Below are 15,966 nucleotides of genomic sequence, written 5' to 3'. Positions count from 1 at the left end.
CGCAGATATGCAGCCGCGGAGGTAGCTCGCAGCGATGCCAGGCCATGCGATTCAGGCTGGCGCGAGTTAAAACCGCTGGTGCAAGGGGTTCGATTTGCGTATCACTCCGCCGCGCCAACGGAACCATGCAGATGTTTGAAAACCTTCAGCCGGCTGCCGCCGACAAGATCCTTGCCCTAATCGGCCTCTATCGTGCCGATCCTCGACCCGACAAGGTCGACCTCGGTGTCGGCGTCTACAAGGATCGCGACGGCAAGACGCCGGTCATGCGGGCCGTGCGCGAGGCGGAGAAGCGGCTGCTGCAGGGTCAGGACACCAAGACTTATCTCGGCCTCGCCGGCGACACCGGGTTCAATACCGTGATGGCCAGGCTCGCCTTCGGTGCGGACGCAGACATGACGCGGATCCGTGCCGCGCAGGCGCCGGGCGGCTCCGGCGCGTTGCGGCTGGTGGCCGAGCTTTTGAAGCGAACCCGCGCCGATGCGACGGTCTGGTTGTCCGATCCCACCTGGCCGAACCACATGCCAGTGATGCGCGCCGCCGGGCTGCAAATCCGTGAATATCCCTATTTCGACGCGACATCGGGCGCCGTTCGCTTCGACGACATGCTGGCAGCACTGCGCACGGCGAAGGGCGGCGACGTGGTGCTGCTGCATGGCTGCTGCCACAACCCGACCGGCGCCAATCTGGACATCGCGCAGTGGGCCGCTGTCACCGATCTCGTCGTCGAGCGCGGCCTGCTGCCGTTTGTCGACATTGCCTATCAGGGCTTTGGCGATGGCCTCGAGGCCGATGCCGGCGGACTGCGGCTGCTGGCCGAAAAAGTTCCGGAAATGGTCGTCGCGTCCAGCTGCTCGAAGAACTTCGCCGTCTACCGCGACCGTGTCGGCGCGGCGATGATCCTGGCCAGGGACAGCGCGCAGGCCGACGTGGCGCTGGGCCAGATGCTGTCGGCGGCTCGTGCCATGTATTCGATGCCGCCGGACCACGGCGCAGCGGCAGTGCGCATCGTGCTCGAGGACGCGGTCTTGCGCGCGGACTGGGAAGCCGAGCTCGAGGAGATGCGCCTGCGCATGCTGAGACTTCGGGTGCAATTCGCTGAGGCGCTGCGCCGGCAGTCCAATTCCGACCGCTTCGATTTCGTCGCCAGCCATCGCGGCATGTTTTCCCGGCTTGGGCTCACGGAAGCGCAGGTCGAACGGCTGCGCGCGGAATATGGCGTCTACATGGTCGGCGACAGCCGCATCAATGTCGCCGGCCTGCCGGAAGACGGCATGGACAAGCTCGCCAAGGCGATCGTTTCCGTGCTCGACTGACTGGACTTGTCCGGCGCAGTTGTGGACAAGCCCGCTTCGCCCGCCGACAGCATTGGCCGCGCGGCGGACCGCGCGATAGCATCCGCCGCATGAAGCCATCGAAAGACATTTCGCGCCTGATCGAAATCATGGCGGCGCTGCGTGCGCCAAAGACCGGCTGTCCCTGGGATATCGAACAGGATTTCTCGACCATCGCGCCTTACACGATCGAGGAGGCCTATGAGGTGGCCGACGCCATCGCGCGCGGCGATCTCGACGATCTGCGCGACGAACTCGGCGATCTCCTTTTGCAGGTCGTGTACCACGCGCGGATGGCTGAGGAAGCCGGCGAGTTCGCTTTCGGCGACGTGGTCCAGGCCATCACCACGAAGATGATCCGCCGCCATCCACACGTCTTCGGCGACGAACAGGCCCGCAGTGCCGGCATGGCCAAGGGCATGTGGGAGAAGATCAAGGCACAAGAGAAGACCGAGAAGCGTAGCGCCCGTCTCGCGCGCGGACTCGACCCGGAAGACAACGGCAAGGGGTTTCTGGACAGCGTGCCGGTCGCCCTGCCCGCACTGACGCGGGCATTGAAGCTTCAGGAGAAGGCCGCCCGCGTCGGTTTCGACTGGAGCGAGGCAGCCCCCATCCTCGACAAGATCGAGGAAGAGATCCGCGAATTGCGCGAGGCGCTGGCCAAAGGCCAAACCGCGGAGATCAAGGATGAATTCGGCGATATGCTGTTTGCCGTCGTGAATCTCGGCCGTCACCTGAAGCTCGATTCGGAAGCAGCGCTAAGCGGCACCAACGAGAAATTCCGTTCGCGCTTCCACTATGTCGAGCAGGCCCTGGAGAATTCCGGCAGCTCGCTGGAAAAGGCTGATCTGGACGAAATGGAAGCGCTCTGGCAGGAAGCGAAGAGCGCGAAATAACTGGCGTTAGCCGTTATTCTTGCGACGCAATCTGCTTTCGATCTCTTCGCGGGCACTTTGCGTGGCCTTGAGGGAGATGGTGGCGCTGCCGTCGTCATTGTCGGTTCGCGAAACGACATCGCCATTGCGGTAAAGCCAGTCGACAAGGCCGAACTGCGCCGGCCCGATCGTCACCGTCAGATCTTCAAGCTCGCCGGACATGCGTGTCTCGATGATCGCGTTCAGCGCGTCGATGCCTTCGCCCGTGACAGCCGATATGGCGACGGGAGGCGCCTTGGCATCCGTACTCTCGGCAAGCAGCCGTGCGCGATTGCCTTCATCGAGCAGGTCGACCTTGTTCCAGACCTCGATGACCCGCTTGGTATCGCCGGCGTCGACGCCGAGATCGGCCAGGATGCGCTCGACGTCCTCGGCCTGGGCGGATGTGTCAGGATCGGAGATGTCGCGCAAATGGATGATGAGATCCGCCTCGACCACCTCTTCAAGCGTGGCGCGGAAAGCCGCGATGAGATGCGTCGGCAGGTCCGAGATGAAGCCGACCGTGTCCGAGAGGATGATCGGCGTGCCGTGCGGCATCCGCACGCGGCGCAGCGTCGGATCGAGCGTGGCGAACAGCATGTCCTGCGCCAGCACCCCTGCCCCGGTCAGCTTGTTGAACAGCGTCGATTTTCCGGCATTGGTGTAGCCGACGATGGCCACCACCGGAAACGGCACCTTCTTGCGCTTGGCACGATGCAGGTCGCGGGTGCGGCGCACCGTCTCCAACTCGTGCTTCAGCTTGACGATCTTGTCCTGCAGGACGCGCCGGTCCGATTCGATCTGGGTTTCGCCGGGGCCGCCGAGGAAGCCGGCGCCGCCGCGCTGGCGCTCGAGGTGGGTCCAACTGCGCACCAGCCGGCCCTTCTGGTAGTTGAGATGGGCAAGCTCGACCTGCAGCGTGCCTTCCTTGGTGCGGGCGCGCTCGCCAAAGATCTCGAGGATCAGCCCGGTGCGGTCCAGCACCTTGGCGTTGAATTCCTTCTCGAGGTTGCGCTGCTGCACCGGCGTCAGCGGATGATCGACGATGACCACCTCCGCATGCCCTTCCTTGACGATCTCCGCCAACTCCTCGACCTTGCCGCTGCCGAGCAAGGTCGCCGGACGTGGATCGTTGACGGTAACCACGGCCGTGTGGATCAGATCGAGATCGATGGCGCGGGCAAGACCGACCGCCTCGTCGTGACGGGCCTCGGCTGAGCGCGTCAGCCGCGGACGGTTGGTGTCGTCCTCGCCGCGCGGCTGGCGGGTAAGCACCGGCACGATGACAACTGCCCGGGTCGGACCCTCGGCCTCCGTCCCCGGCTGATGTGCTGATTTTCCGCGAACGCTGCGGTCCGGGTCCTTCTCACGTGCCAATCAGGCGCCCTGGCTTTCCTCGCCATCGAACATCTGAACCGGCTGGCTCGGCATGATCGTGGAAATGGCGTGCTTGTAGACGAGCTGGGAGTGGCCGTCGCGGCGCAGCAGGACGCAGAAATTGTCGAATGAAGTGACGACGCCGGTCAGCTTCACGCCGTTGATGAGAAAGATGGTGAGCGGGTTCTTGCTCTTGCGAACAGAGTTCAGGAACAGGTCCTGAAGGTTTTGCGATCGTTCCGCCATTGTTCTTGTCTTTCGCCGATCCCCTTCGGTTTGCAGGCCAATGCGCCAAATTAACCAGCACATGTCAAGCGCGCAAACACCGTCTTGTCGTCAGTAACGACAAGCAGAACGAGATATATTGATGTTCATTCCACCTGTGCGGTTATCAGGCTGGACTTTTTTCCGCAATGTCAAAAAAGGCTTGCCGCAACGAAAGTGTTATCGAGCCGGGGTGGCCGTTGGCGATCGGGTCGCCGTCTATGGCCACGACCGGCATGGCGATCGTGGTCGCGGAACTGATGAAAGCCTCCCTCGCCGCCTTGGCCTCGGCGACGGAAAAACCGCGTTCCTCGATCTTGAGTCCGAGCTTGGCCGCCACTTCAAACATGGTGGTGCGGGTTATGCCGCGCAGAATACCGTGCTCGGCGGGCCTGGTGACCAGAACGCCGTCCCTGGTGACGATCCAGGCATTCGACGACCCGCCTTCCTTGACGTTGCCGTCCGTATCCACGAACCAGGCTTCCTGCGCGCCAGCTTCCTTGGCCTTCTGCTTGGCTAACACATTGGCTAGCAGGCCGGTGCTCTTGATGTCGACGCGATCCCAGCGATTCTCGGGCACGGTGATGACGGCGATACCGGTCTCGGCCCGCTTGGCTCCAGCAGCGGGATCCAGCTTCCTGGCGGTGATCACCAGCGACGGCCTGGTATCAGCCGAGGGGAAGGCGAAGTCGCGGCTGGCGACGCCGCGTGTGACCTGGACGTAAACCAGGCCGTTGACGACATGGTTGCGATTGACCACTTCGCGCATGATGAGCGGCAGGACGCCTGGGGTGACCGGCCAGCCGATCGACAGCTCGCTCAGCGAACGGTTCAGCCGGGCGAGGTGACGCGGCATGTCCACGATGAAGCCGCGCGCCACTTCGCAGACCTCGTAAACGCCGTCGGCGAACTGGTAGCCACGGTCTTCGATATGCACAGCGGCATCGGCATGAGCGGTGTAGCGCCCGTTCACATAGGCAGTACGCGGCATTTGTCACCTCGGGGGATCTGCTTCGGCTTGTTTAGGCGATTCCGCCTCAACAGTGATGGATAATCGCGTGGGCCACTGAAGCAACTCCAGAAAGCGTGTAACGATTTTCCGGCCGGAACTGCTTGAGCAAGGTATCGAACCGGGCCGGCAATGCATCAAACGTCGAACCGCTCAAGATATCAGGTCAGACGCCGAGCGACTTCAGCTTGCGGTGCAGCGCGGAACGCTCCATGCCGATGAACTCGGCCGTTTTCGAGATGTTGCCGCCGAACCGGTTGATCTGGGCGATCAGATAGTCCTTCTCGAATTGTTCGCGCGCCTCGCGCAGCGGCAGCGCCATGATGTGCTGGTCCGACTGGTTCGGCGTGCGGGGCATGACATCGCCGATTTCGGACGGCAACAGGTCGGCGGTGATCGGCGCATCGACATTGTCGCCGCGCGCCAGGATCATCAGCCGTTCGACATTGTTGCGCAATTGGCGAACATTGCCTGGCCAATTGTGCGCCTGCAGCACCGCCATGGCGTCATCGCCGATACGGCGCGGCTTGATGCCGGCCTGACGGGCGATCTGCTTCATGAAATTGTCAACGAGATAAGGAATGTCCTCGCGCCGCTCGGCAAGTCCCGGCACCGTCACCGGTACCACCGCAAGGCGATGGTAAAGATCCTCGCGGAAACGGCCATCGGCGATCATCGCCTCCAGGTTCTGCGACGTCGAGGAGATGATGCGGACATCGACCTTGACCCGTTTGGTGCCACCGACGCGCTCGAACTGCTGTTCGACCAGCACACGCAGGATCTTGTTCTGCGTCTCGCGCGGCATGTCGGCCACCTCATCGATGTAGAGGATGCCGCGATGGGCTTCCTCCAGGGCGCCGACCTTTCGCTCGACGCCGTTCGATTCGGTGCCGAACAGTTCGATCTCCATGCGTTCGGGCGTGATGTTGGCGGCGCTCAGCGTCACGAAAGGCGCGCTCTTGCGCGCCGACAGCGTGTGGATGGCGCGCGCGGCCAGCTCCTTGCCAGATCCGGAGGGGCCAATGATCATGACGCGGCTGTTGGTCGGCGCGACGCGCTCGATGGTCTGGCGCAACTGGCTCATCGCCGACGACATGCCGATCAGGTCGAAGGTCTCGCCGCTGCGCAGCTTGAGATCGGAAACCTCGCGCCTCAGCTTGGAGGTTTCCAGCGCACGCTCGGCAATCAGAATCAGCCTGTCCGCCTTGAAGGGCTTCTCGATGAAGTCATAAGCGCCGCGTCTGATGGCGGAGACCGCGGTTTCGATGTTGCCATGGCCCGAAATCATCACCACCGGCAGGTTGGGGTGCATGGTCTTGATCTCGTCCAGCAAAGCCAGGCCGTCCAGGCGCGAACCCTGCAACCAGATGTCGAGGAAAATCAGCCGCGGCGCTCGGTCGGCGATGGCTGCCAGCGCGGTGTCGGCATCGGATGCCGTGCGGGTTTCGTGACCTTCGTCGCTCAGTATGCCTGCGACGAGCTCACGGATGTCTTCCTCGTCATCGACGATCAGAATATCAGACGCCATTACCGACCTTTTCAGTTTCTCTTTCGTGTTCCATCCTGCTTTCGCCGCGCGCTGGCGCCACGGCCGCAGGTGGCAGGATGATGCTGATCATCGCGCCGCGCCCGCCATGGAAATCCGCAGGCGCATCGTGGAGCTCCAGCCTGCCGCCATGGTCCTCCACGATCTTCTTGACGATGGCGAGACCGAGGCCCGTGCCCTTCTCACGCGTGGTCATGTAGGGCTCCAACAGCCGCTGACGATTCTCCCGCGGCAGGCCTTTGCCATTGTCGATGACGTCGATGCGAATCGCGCCATTCTGACGTCCGGCTTGAATCCGGATTATGCCGTGCGAACCGTCCTTCTGTTCCAGCCCGTCGATCGCTTCGGCAGCGTTCTTGATCACGTTGCCGAAAGCCTGCGCCAACAAGCGGCTGTCGAAAGTACCCTTGAGCGGTTCGTTGCCGAATATGCGCTCGAACGTGATGTCGGAACGGCTCACCTCGACCAGGAAGGAGGCCTCGCGCAGGGATTCACGCAGGTCTATGGACTTCATCTCGGGCTTCGGCATGCGCGCGAAAGCGGAGAATTCGTCGACCATGCGACCAATATCCTCGACCTGCCGGATGATGGTGTCGGTGCACTGGTCGAACACCTCGCGGTCCTCAGTGATGACCTTGCCGTAGCGGCGCTTGATGCGCTCGGCTGAAAGCTGGATCGGCGTCAGCGGGTTCTTGATCTCATGGGCGATGCGGCGCGCCACATCGGCCCAGGCAGAGGAGCGCTGCGCCTGGACCAGATCGGTGATGTCATCGACCGTGACGACGTAGGATTTCTCCTCCGTGCCGTTATCGCCGGCCTCGATGGTGATCTGCACGTTGAAAGTCCGCTCCGTGCCGGCGCGGAAAAACGTCACCTGCTCGCGATAGACGGGCTTGCCCGATTGGCGGCCGATCTCGAAGACGCGGCCGACATGCGGGAGAATGGCGGAAAGGTTCTGCCCGAGCGCCGCACTGGCCGAAATGGCCAGCATGGACTCGGCCGAGCGGTTCACGATGGTGATAATGCCATAGGGGTCAACGCCGATGACGCCGGCGGTGACACCGGCCAGCACCGCTTCCGAAAAGCGCCGTCGCTCGTCGATCAGATCCTTGGCCGACAGGATCTCGTTGCGCTGCGATTTCAATTCCTGCAGCATCTTGTTGAAAGTATTGCCGAGCGAGGCAACGTCGCCGTCGGACGGGCGCACCGGCACGGCGACGTCGAGATTGCCGGTCGCGACCTCGTCGGCAGCGCCGATGAGCTGACGAATCGGCCGCACCAGCCGGTCGGCCACGGCAATGCCGGTCCAGATTGCCGACAGGATGATAATCAAAGTCAACGACAGATAAGGCAACGCGAAAGCCACCTGCGAAGTGCGCCTGTTGTCTTCGAGATTGCGATATTCGTCGGTGTTCGATCTGACGATCTGGCGCGCCTTTATCACCTCGGGATCGACCAGCCGGATCGTGTAGAGGTAGAGCCCCTCGATCTCACGCAGCTTGACGATGGCGCCCATGATGTTGCGCGTGCGCGGCTCGATCAGAACCGGCTTGCCGTCGGTGGCGCTGGCGACCGCTCCCTCCGGCGGTTCCGGCATGGCGAAGTCGGCATCGGTCTTGGCGCTCATCACGAAGGAGCCGTCGGGCTTGATCAGCGCGGCATGCGCCAGCGAGCGGCCCACCGCCTCCTTGCTCATCAGATCGAGGAAGCCAGTTCGGTCGAGGCCGTAAAGCGTGCGCGACGCGTCGAGGTCATAGGCCATCGACAGCGTCGTGCCCTGCAGGTTGCGCGCGTTTTCCTGCACATAGGCATCGGCGATGGAAAGCGACGAATTGACGATCGTCTTGGTGCGAATCTCAAACCAGCGGTCGAGACCGATATCGAGCGTGATCGACGCAATGATCGCCACCATGATGGCGGGGATGGCGGCGACGAGCGCGAACATGGCCACGATGCGCACATGCAGCCGCGAGGCTGCCTTGCCATGCCGGCGCGCCATGACGATGCGATGCACCTCCCGGCCGATCAGTGCGATCAGCAACAGGACGAAGATGGCGTTGAGCGCGATCAACGCCCAGGTTGTCCTGGCGTCGGGCGCAATCGGCGTCGCGCCGACCAGGATCGCGAACGAAATGGCCGCCATGACCAGCGCACCGACGACCGCCACCACGCCGGGCAGCGCCAGCAGCCGGCGCCCGTCACGCGTGCCGGGGTCGTTGAAAAGCGGTTCGTTCGGTGTCGGAGCCTGCGAAGCCATGTCGCCGTCTAGAGCCAGTGATTGCGTCGGATCTATGCAACGCATTGTGGCGATTATGCAACAAGTGTGGCCTGGACGGAAATCTTTCGCGGACAGTCCCCCGGAAAAAGCGCTTCGGCTCTATCCCGGCTCAGGCCTGGCGTGACGATTTGTAGACGTTGACGCCGAGTTCGCGAATCTTCTTGCGCAGCGTGTTGCGGTTCAGCCCCAGCAGTTCCGCGGCTTTGATCTGGTTGCCGCGCGTCGCGGTCATCGAGGCCAGCACCAGCGGATATTCGACCTCCGAGAGAATGCGCTGGTAGAGGCCGGCAGGCGGCAATTCGCCGGCAAACGAGGTGAAATAGCGCTGCAGGAAATGCTCGACCGCCTGGCCGATGGACAGGTCGTCGGGAATGAGGTTGCCGCCGCCCGGCACCACGGGACGCTCGCCGGTCTTGAGTTCCGCCTCGATGATCTCGGAGGAAATCTCGTCCTGTGAATAGAGCGCGGCGAGCCTGCGGACCAGGTTTTCCAGTTCGCGCACATTGCCCGGCCAGGGATAGCGCTTCATCAATTCGATGCCGCCCGACGAGATACGCTTGGTCTGGAGACCCTCCATCTCGCCGAGCTTGAAGAAGTGCCGGACGAGGTCCGGCACGTCCTCGGAGCGCTCGCGCAGTGCCGGGAGCCTGAGGGGCACGACATTGAGGCGATAGAAAAGATCCTCGCGGAAGAGCCCCTGGTTGATCAGCGTGCGCAAATCCTTGTTGGTGGCGGCGACGATGCGCACGTCGGTCTTGATCGGCGTGCGGCCGCCGACGGTCGTGTATTCGCCCTGCTGAAGCACGCGCAGCAGGCGCGTCTGCGCTTCCATCGGCATGTCGCCGATCTCGTCAAGGAACAGCGTGCCACCTTCGGCCTGTTCGAAGCGGCCGGTTGAGCGGTTCTGCGCACCGGTGAAGGCGCCCTTCTCATGGCCGAACAGTTCCGATTCGATCAGGTCGCGCGGGATGGCCGCCATGTTGATGGCAACGAAAGGGCCGCCACGGCGGCGGCCATATTCGTGCAGCGCACGCGCCACCAGCTCCTTGCCGGTGCCCGATTCGCCCGAAATCATCACCGTCAGGTCGGTCTGCATCATGCGCGCCAGCATGCGATAGATGTCCTGCATGGCGGCCGAGCGGCCGACCAGCGGCATCGTCTCGGGCTGCTCTTCTGGCCGCGCGTCGATCTTGGGGCGCCGCGGCTCCGACAGCGCCCGGTTGACGATGTTGAGGAGCTCGGTGAGATCGAACGGCTTCGGCAGATATTCGTAGGCGCCGGTCTCGGAGGCACGGATCGCCGTCATGAACGTATTCTGGGCGCTCATGACGATGACGGGCAGCTCCGGCCGAGCTTTCTTGATGCGCGGCAGCATGTCGAATGCGTTCTCGTCCGGCATCACCACGTCGGTGATGACGAGATCGCCCTCGCCCGCCGCCACCCAGCGCCACAGCGTCGAGGCATTGGAGGTCACGCGCACCTCATGGCCGACACGCGAAAGGGCCTGGTTGAGGACCGTACGGATCGCCGCATCGTCGTCGGCGACGAGAATATTGCCGCGAACGGTCATTTGCGGTCTCCTTCAGCGTCTTCATCGGTGCCGAGCGCCGTTTCCTTCCAGGCCGGCATCAGGATGCGGAACATTGTCGCGCGCGGCGTCGATTCGCATTCGATGATGCCGCCATGCTCGCCGACGATCTTGGCCACCAGCGCGAGGCCCAGTCCCGAGCCGTTCGGCTTGGTGGTGATGAAGGGATCGAACAGGATCGGCAGGATATCCTCCGAGACGCCGGAACCGTTGTCGCGCACGCAGAACTCGAGCGGCAGCGACACGCGATCCTGAGTGCCTGGAACCGAAACGCGAATGCCCGGCCGGAAGGCCGTCGACAGGACGATTTCACCTTGGGGATCGCCGCCGATCGCCTCGGCGGCGTTCTTGACCAGGTTTAGGAACACCTGGATGAGTTGGTCGCGGTTGGCGAAGACCGGAGGCAATGAAGGATCATAGTCCTCCAATATCTTGATTTTTTTCGCAAAACCGTTCTTGGCGATCGCCTTCACATGGTCGAGCACGACATGGATGTTGACGGGATAGCGGTCGATCGGCCGCTCGTCGGAAAACACCTCCATGCGATCGACCAGCGACACGATGCGATCGGTCTCGTCGGTGATCAGCCGCGTCAGCGCGCGATCTTCGTCTGAAGCGGACAGTTCAAGCAGCTGGGCAGCGCCCCTGATGCCGGAGAGCGGGTTCTTGATCTCGTGAGCCAGCATCGCCGCCAGACCGGTCACCGAGCGCGCCGCGCCGCGGTGCGTCATCTGCCGGTCGATCTTGTCGGCCATCGACCGTTCCTGGAACATCACCACGACGGAGCCTGGAAACTCCGGCACCGGGGCGACATAGAGATCGACCACCTTCTCGATGCCGAGACGCGGAGACGACACGTCGACCCGGTACTCGTTGACGGGGGCCCGGCGCTCGCGCACCTGGTCGACCAGCGTCAGCAACGGGCTGCCGAAGGGAATGAGCTTTGACAGCGTGTTGCGGGCGAGCATCGTCGCGCTCGAGCGGAAGAAGTCCTCCGCATCGGCATTGGCGAAGGTGATGAACCCCTCCGGGCTGATCATGATGACCGGACGGCGGATGGTGTTGAGCACGATCTGGGCGGCATCCGCCATTTCCGGGCCCTGGCCGACGGAGGCGTTCATGCGGCGCTCCGCCTGGGTGCTTGCTCGGCGGCCGAAAACACGTCGCGAAGCAAGATAATCGTCCGCGCGGGGTCGAAAGACGTGAGAATGGCCTTGCGCCTTTCGCCGGCAAGGGCGCCGGCATGGCGGTCCAGATACCAGCCGAGGTGCTTGCGCGCCTGGCGCAGGCCGCTTTCGACGCCGTAGAGCGCCAGCATGTCCTCGTAGTGGGCAATGATGTAGTCGGTCAGTTCCGCAGCGCTTTCCGGTAGCCGGGCAAGCTCGCCTGCCGCCGCGGCCGCGATGGTTCCGGCGACCCAGGGCGCGCCGTAGTGGGCGCGGCCCACCATCACCGCATCGGCGCCGGATTGCTCCAGAACAGCGGCTGCTTGCGCAGGCGAAGACACATCGCCATTGGCGACGACCGGGATCGACACGGCAGCCTTGACGCGGGCTATGGCACGCCAATCAGCATTGCCCTGATAGAACTGGCAGCGCGTACGGCCGTGCACCGTCACCATCTTGACGCCCGCCTGCTCGGCACGGCGCGCCAGGTCGGGCGCGTTGAGCGCATTCTCGTCCCAGCCGAGCCGCATCTTCAGCGTCACCGGCACGCCGACCGCTCCCACCACGGCGTCGACCAGCGACAGTGCATGATCGAGGTCCTGCATCAGTGCCGAGCCGGCATAGCCACCGGTCACCTTCTTGGCGGGGCAACCCATATTGATGTCGATGACGTCGGCGCCCTCGCCGGCGGCGATGCGCGCGCCTTCGGCCATGTGTGCCGCCTCGCGGCCGGCAAGCTGCACCATATGGACGGGCAGGCCCGAATGACGTATGCGCAGGTCGCATCCGGCCCTGCCTTTGGCGAGCTCGCCGCTTGCCACCATTTCGGATACGACCAGGCCGGCGCCATGCGCATGGGCGCGTCGCCGGAACGGCTCGTCGGTAATTCCCGACATCGGCGCGAGGAACACGCGATTGCGGATACTCACGCCGCCGACGTCGAGAGGTGCGGTCAATTTGGTCAGGTCAAGCATGCACAAAAACCAAGCATGTTCATTTGCTGCACATTCTCTAGCCATATCGGCCGCAATGTGCAACGCGGAATGACGCCACATTACGGCGCAATTGGGAAATGCCGAGCTCGGCTGCAGTCCCGAGCAAAGCGCCGCGCCTTGCACGAACACGCAATGGACGTTTTAGGGCTTCCTGTTCGGCCTACAATCTCTCCGAAAACCGATTACACTTTTGGGGATCGTGCGCTAAGCCAATCGGCATGACTGACGCGAGCGAAAATCAGGCTTTGGAGGCCAACGGCAAGGTCGCGGTGGTTATTGTTGCGGCCGGCCGCGGCGCGCGTGCCGGACAGGCCGATGGCCCGAAGCAATATCAGCAGATCGGCGGTCGCGCCGTCATCGCCCACGTCATCGATATTTTCCTGGCGCATCCGCGTATCGGCCCGCTCGTCGTGGCAATACACGCCGAGGATCACGAACTTTTTCGACATGCCGTCGGCGCACACTCCAATCGCGTCACGGCAATTGCGGGTGGCCCCACCAGGCAAGACTCGGTTCGACTCGGACTGCAGGCGTTGAGAAGCCACGCACCGGACAAGGTTCTCATCCACGACGCGGCGCGCCCCTTCGTCGACGCGGACCTGATCGACCGCACGATCGCAGCCATCGGCGAGCGCGAGGGCGCGCTCCCGGCGTTGCCCGTCGCCGACACGCTGAAACGCGAATCCACCGCCGGGATGGTCGCCGAAACGGTTTCCCGGAGCGGGCTTCACGCAGCGCAAACGCCGCAGGGTTTCCCATTCCTGGCGATTATGGCCATGCATGAGGAAGCCTATAACAGCGGCAAAACCGACTTTACCGACGACGCCGCGATCGCCGAGTGGATGCAGATGCCGGTCAAACTCGTTCCCGGCTCGCCGGACAACGTCAAACTCACCTGGGCACGGGACATCGCCATGGCGGACCAACGACTTTCCAGCGAGCGCATGCGCTTTCCCGATATCAGAACCGGCAATGGCTACGACGTCCACGCGTTCGAGCCCGGCGACCACGTCACGCTGTGCGGCATCGCCATCCCGCATGACAAGAAACTGTCCGGCCATTCCGACGCCGATGTCGGGCTCCATGCCCTTACCGATGCGCTGCTGGCGACCTGCGGCGCCGGCGATATCGGCACGCATTTCCCACCCTCCGACCCGCAGTGGAAGGGTACTGCCTCCCGGATATTCGTGGAACATGCGGCAAAGCTGGTGCGCGCGCGCGGCGGCCGCATCGCCAATGCCGACATCACGCTGATCTGCGAGGCGCCACGCGTCGGCCCACATCGCGAGGCGATGACGGCTGCCCTGTCGCAGGTGCTGGCCATCTCTGCCGACCGTATCTCCATCAAGGCGACAACCAACGAGAAGCTCGGTTTCGTCGGCCGCGAGGAAGGCATTGCGGCGATCGCCACGGCGAGCGTGGTGTTTCCCGGCGAGGTGCCGGAATGAGCAACAGCGAACTGGCAAATGCATTGCTGCAAGCCTGCCAGAAGCGCGGCATTATGCTTGCGACGGCGGAAAGCTGCACCGGCGGCATGATCATCGCCGCGCTGACCGATATCGCCGGCTCTTCCGCCGTGGTCGATCGCGGCTTCATCACCTATTCCAATGAAGCCAAGATGGACATGCTCGGGGTTTCCGCCGCCACGCTGGAGGCTCATGGCGCGGTTTCACGCGAGACAGCGATCGAAATGGCAACCGGCGCGCTGGCGCGCTCCCGCGCCGGGCTCAGCCTCGCCGTTACCGGCATTGCCGGACCGGGCGGCGGCTCGCCGGAAAAACCGGTCGGCCTGGTCTGGTTCGGGATTGGCCTAAGCGGCCGGCCGGTGACGGCCGAGCGCGTGCTGTTCGCCGATGAAGGCCGTGATTTCATTCGCCAGGAGACCGTCAGCCATGCACTCAAGCTGGGATTGCACGCGCTTGGGCATGCTCACGCCGGTCTTGCACCGTAGATGACATCAGCACGCTTTTCGAAGGCTTCGGAGAACATGCGGAAGGCACGGTCGAACATCGTGCCCATCAGGGCGCCCAGAATGCGGCTCTTGAACTCGTAGTCGATGAAGAAGCAGACCGCGCAGCCGCCGTCGGCAGGGTCGAATCGCCAGACATTGGTCAGATATTTGAACGGACCGTCGATGTACTTGACGTCGATCGCACGCTCGTCGGGCTTTAGCAGCACCTGCGTCGTGAAGGTCTCGCGGATCGCCTTGTAGCCGATGCTCATATCGGCGACGAGGATAGTGCGCCCGTCACGCTCCTTGCGCGAGCGCACCGTCAGTGCCTCGCAAAGCGGCAGGAATTGCGGATAAGCTTCGATGTCGGCGACCAAGGCGAACATCTGTTCCGGCGTGTGGGAAACGCGGCGGGTGGCTTCGAATTTCGGCATGAACCCGGCTCTAAAGCGCGTCGCGTCGACACAGACTCATGCGACGCGCTTTAGAGTCTTTGTTTTCGTGCATGTCGTTCTCCCAAAACCCGAGGTCACTTTTGGGCGACATGCATCAGAGCGATTTCTCGAGCTGCGCTTCGCGCGCGGCGCGCAGCCTGGCGAAGTCGTCGCCGGCATGGTGCGAGGAGCGGGTCAGCGGGCTCGACGCCACCAGCAGGAAGCCCTTGGTCTTCCCGATCGTCTCGAAGGACTTGAACTCCTCCGGGGTGACGAAGCGGATCACCGGGTGGTGCTTTTTCGATGGCTGCAGATACTGGCCGATGGTCATGAAGTCGACATTGGCTGAACGCAGATCGTCCATCAGCTGCAGGATTTCGTTCCGCTCCTCGCCCAGTCCAACCATGATGCCGGACTTGGTAAAGATCGAAGGGTCGAGCTCCTTTACCCGCTGCAACAGCCTGATCGAATGGAAATAGCGGGCGCCTGGCCGGACCGTCAGGTAGTTCGACGGCACGGTTTCCAAATTGTGATTGAACACGTCCGGCTTGGCGGCCACGACGATCTCCAGGGCGCCGTCCTTGCGTAGGAAATCAGGCGTCAGGATCTCGATCGTGGTCGAGGGCGTCGCTGCGCGGATCGCACGGATGACGTCGGCGAAATGCTGCGCGCCGCCATCAGCGAGGTCGTCGCGGTCGACAGAGGTGATGACGACGTGGCTGAGGCCCATCTGCTTGACCGCGTGGGCGACCCGTGCCGGCTCGTCCGGGTCGAGCGCGGTCGGGATGCCGGTGGCAACGTTGCAGAAGGCGCAGGCACGTGTGCAGATCTCGCCCATGATCATGAAGGTGGCGTGCTTCTTGTCCCAGCACTCGCCGATGTTCGGGCAGCCGGCCTCCTCGCAGACCGTCACCAGCTTGTGCGATTTCACGATCTCGCGGGTTTCGGCATAGCCTTTCGACACAGGCGCCTTGACGCGGATCCAGTCAGGCTTGCGCAGCACGTCCTGGTCGGGCTTGTGCGCCTTCTCCGGATGCCGCAGCCGCGGCGCATTGGCGATCGTGTCGAGGACGGTGACCATCGGAACCCTGGTTTTCTTTGCGATCGCCG

At 63.3% G+C, this 15,966-nt stretch carries 14 protein-coding genes; 4 read left to right on the top strand and 10 right to left on the bottom strand.

Annotated features, from left to right (window positions below; genetic code table 11):
- The first annotated feature begins 131 nt into the window (after positions 1–131).
- On the top strand, positions 132–1,316 hold the full coding sequence (locus tag FJ490_RS06350) for an amino acid aminotransferase (RefSeq protein WP_140498574.1): 1,185 nt from the start codon (positions 132–134) through the stop codon (positions 1,314–1,316).
- Positions 1,317–1,405: 89 nt separating this feature from the next.
- Positions 1,406–2,230: a nucleoside triphosphate pyrophosphohydrolase gene (gene mazG / locus FJ490_RS06345; protein WP_140625147.1), complete on the top strand. Its 825-nt coding sequence runs from the start codon at positions 1,406–1,408 to the stop codon at positions 2,228–2,230.
- A gap of 6 nt (positions 2,231–2,236) precedes the next feature.
- On the opposite strand, the gene hflX is transcribed toward mazG, so the two are convergent.
- The 8 genes from hflX to dusB form a co-directional block, all read right to left on the bottom strand.
- Positions 2,237–3,625: a GTPase HflX gene (gene hflX, locus FJ490_RS06340; protein ID WP_140729134.1), complete on the bottom strand. Its 1,389-nt coding sequence runs from the start codon at positions 3,623–3,625 to the stop codon at positions 2,237–2,239.
- Positions 3,626–3,871, bottom strand: a complete 246-nt coding sequence (hfq, locus tag FJ490_RS06335) for an RNA chaperone Hfq (RefSeq protein WP_006202172.1) — start codon at positions 3,869–3,871, stop codon at positions 3,626–3,628.
- 145 nt (positions 3,872–4,016) lie between these two features.
- Positions 4,017–4,880, bottom strand: coding sequence for a D-amino-acid transaminase (locus tag FJ490_RS06330; RefSeq protein WP_140564573.1), 864 nt, complete (start codon positions 4,878–4,880; stop codon positions 4,017–4,019).
- A 184-nt stretch (positions 4,881–5,064) separates the two neighbouring features.
- Entirely contained in the window at positions 5,065–6,426 is a 1,362-nt protein-coding gene (locus FJ490_RS06325) for a sigma-54 dependent transcriptional regulator (RefSeq protein ID WP_140498569.1), read from the bottom strand.
- Positions 6,416–8,701, bottom strand: coding sequence for a PAS domain-containing sensor histidine kinase (locus FJ490_RS06320; protein ID WP_181165348.1), 2,286 nt, complete (start codon positions 8,699–8,701; stop codon positions 6,416–6,418). Before FJ490_RS06320 ends, FJ490_RS06325 begins: the two co-directional genes overlap by 11 nt.
- Positions 8,702–8,831: 130 nt before the next feature.
- The gene (gene ntrC / locus FJ490_RS06315; RefSeq protein WP_140498568.1) at positions 8,832–10,292 is read right to left on the bottom strand and encodes a nitrogen regulation protein NR(I); all 1,461 of its coding nucleotides are present in this window, start codon (positions 10,290–10,292) and stop codon (positions 8,832–8,834) included.
- Complete coding sequence (locus FJ490_RS06310) at positions 10,289–11,431, bottom strand: nitrogen regulation protein NR(II) (protein ID WP_140658221.1); 1,143 nt, start codon at positions 11,429–11,431, stop codon at positions 10,289–10,291. Before FJ490_RS06310 ends, ntrC begins: the two co-directional genes overlap by 4 nt.
- A complete protein-coding gene (gene dusB, locus FJ490_RS06305; RefSeq protein ID WP_140664479.1) occupies positions 11,428–12,450 on the bottom strand; it encodes a tRNA dihydrouridine synthase DusB in 1,023 nt (340 codons plus the stop codon). The genes FJ490_RS06310 and dusB overlap by 4 nt, the downstream gene beginning before the upstream one ends.
- Before the next feature lie 239 nt (positions 12,451–12,689).
- Between dusB and FJ490_RS06300 the strand changes: the two genes are divergently transcribed.
- Together FJ490_RS06300 and FJ490_RS06295 are read left to right on the top strand one after the other, a co-directional pair.
- Positions 12,690–13,919, top strand: coding sequence for a bifunctional 2-C-methyl-D-erythritol 4-phosphate cytidylyltransferase/2-C-methyl-D-erythritol 2,4-cyclodiphosphate synthase (locus tag FJ490_RS06300; protein ID WP_140664481.1), 1,230 nt, complete (start codon positions 12,690–12,692; stop codon positions 13,917–13,919).
- Positions 13,916–14,422 (top strand): CinA family protein, encoded by a 507-nt coding sequence (locus tag FJ490_RS06295; protein ID WP_140729133.1) that lies wholly within the window; start codon positions 13,916–13,918, stop codon positions 14,420–14,422. Before FJ490_RS06300 ends, FJ490_RS06295 begins: the two co-directional genes overlap by 4 nt.
- Here the strand turns inward: FJ490_RS06295 and FJ490_RS06290 are convergent.
- Both FJ490_RS06290 and lipA read right to left on the bottom strand, forming a co-directional pair.
- Positions 14,401–14,856, bottom strand: coding sequence for a type II toxin-antitoxin system RatA family toxin (locus FJ490_RS06290; protein WP_140515423.1), 456 nt, complete (start codon positions 14,854–14,856; stop codon positions 14,401–14,403). The two genes, FJ490_RS06295 and FJ490_RS06290, sit on opposite strands and share 22 nt — an antisense overlap.
- 115 nt (positions 14,857–14,971) lie before the next feature.
- On the bottom strand, positions 14,972–15,937 hold the full coding sequence (lipA, locus tag FJ490_RS06285) for a lipoyl synthase (protein WP_140729132.1): 966 nt from the start codon (positions 15,935–15,937) through the stop codon (positions 14,972–14,974).
- Between the last annotated feature and the right edge of the window lie 29 nt (positions 15,938–15,966).

This window comes from Mesorhizobium sp. B2-5-11 (assembly GCF_006440835.1).
In the GTDB taxonomy this organism is placed as follows: Bacteria; Pseudomonadota; Alphaproteobacteria; order Rhizobiales; family Rhizobiaceae; genus Mesorhizobium.
Note: the sequence above shows the minus strand (reverse complement) of the source record. Positions and strands in the feature narration are given on the sequence as shown.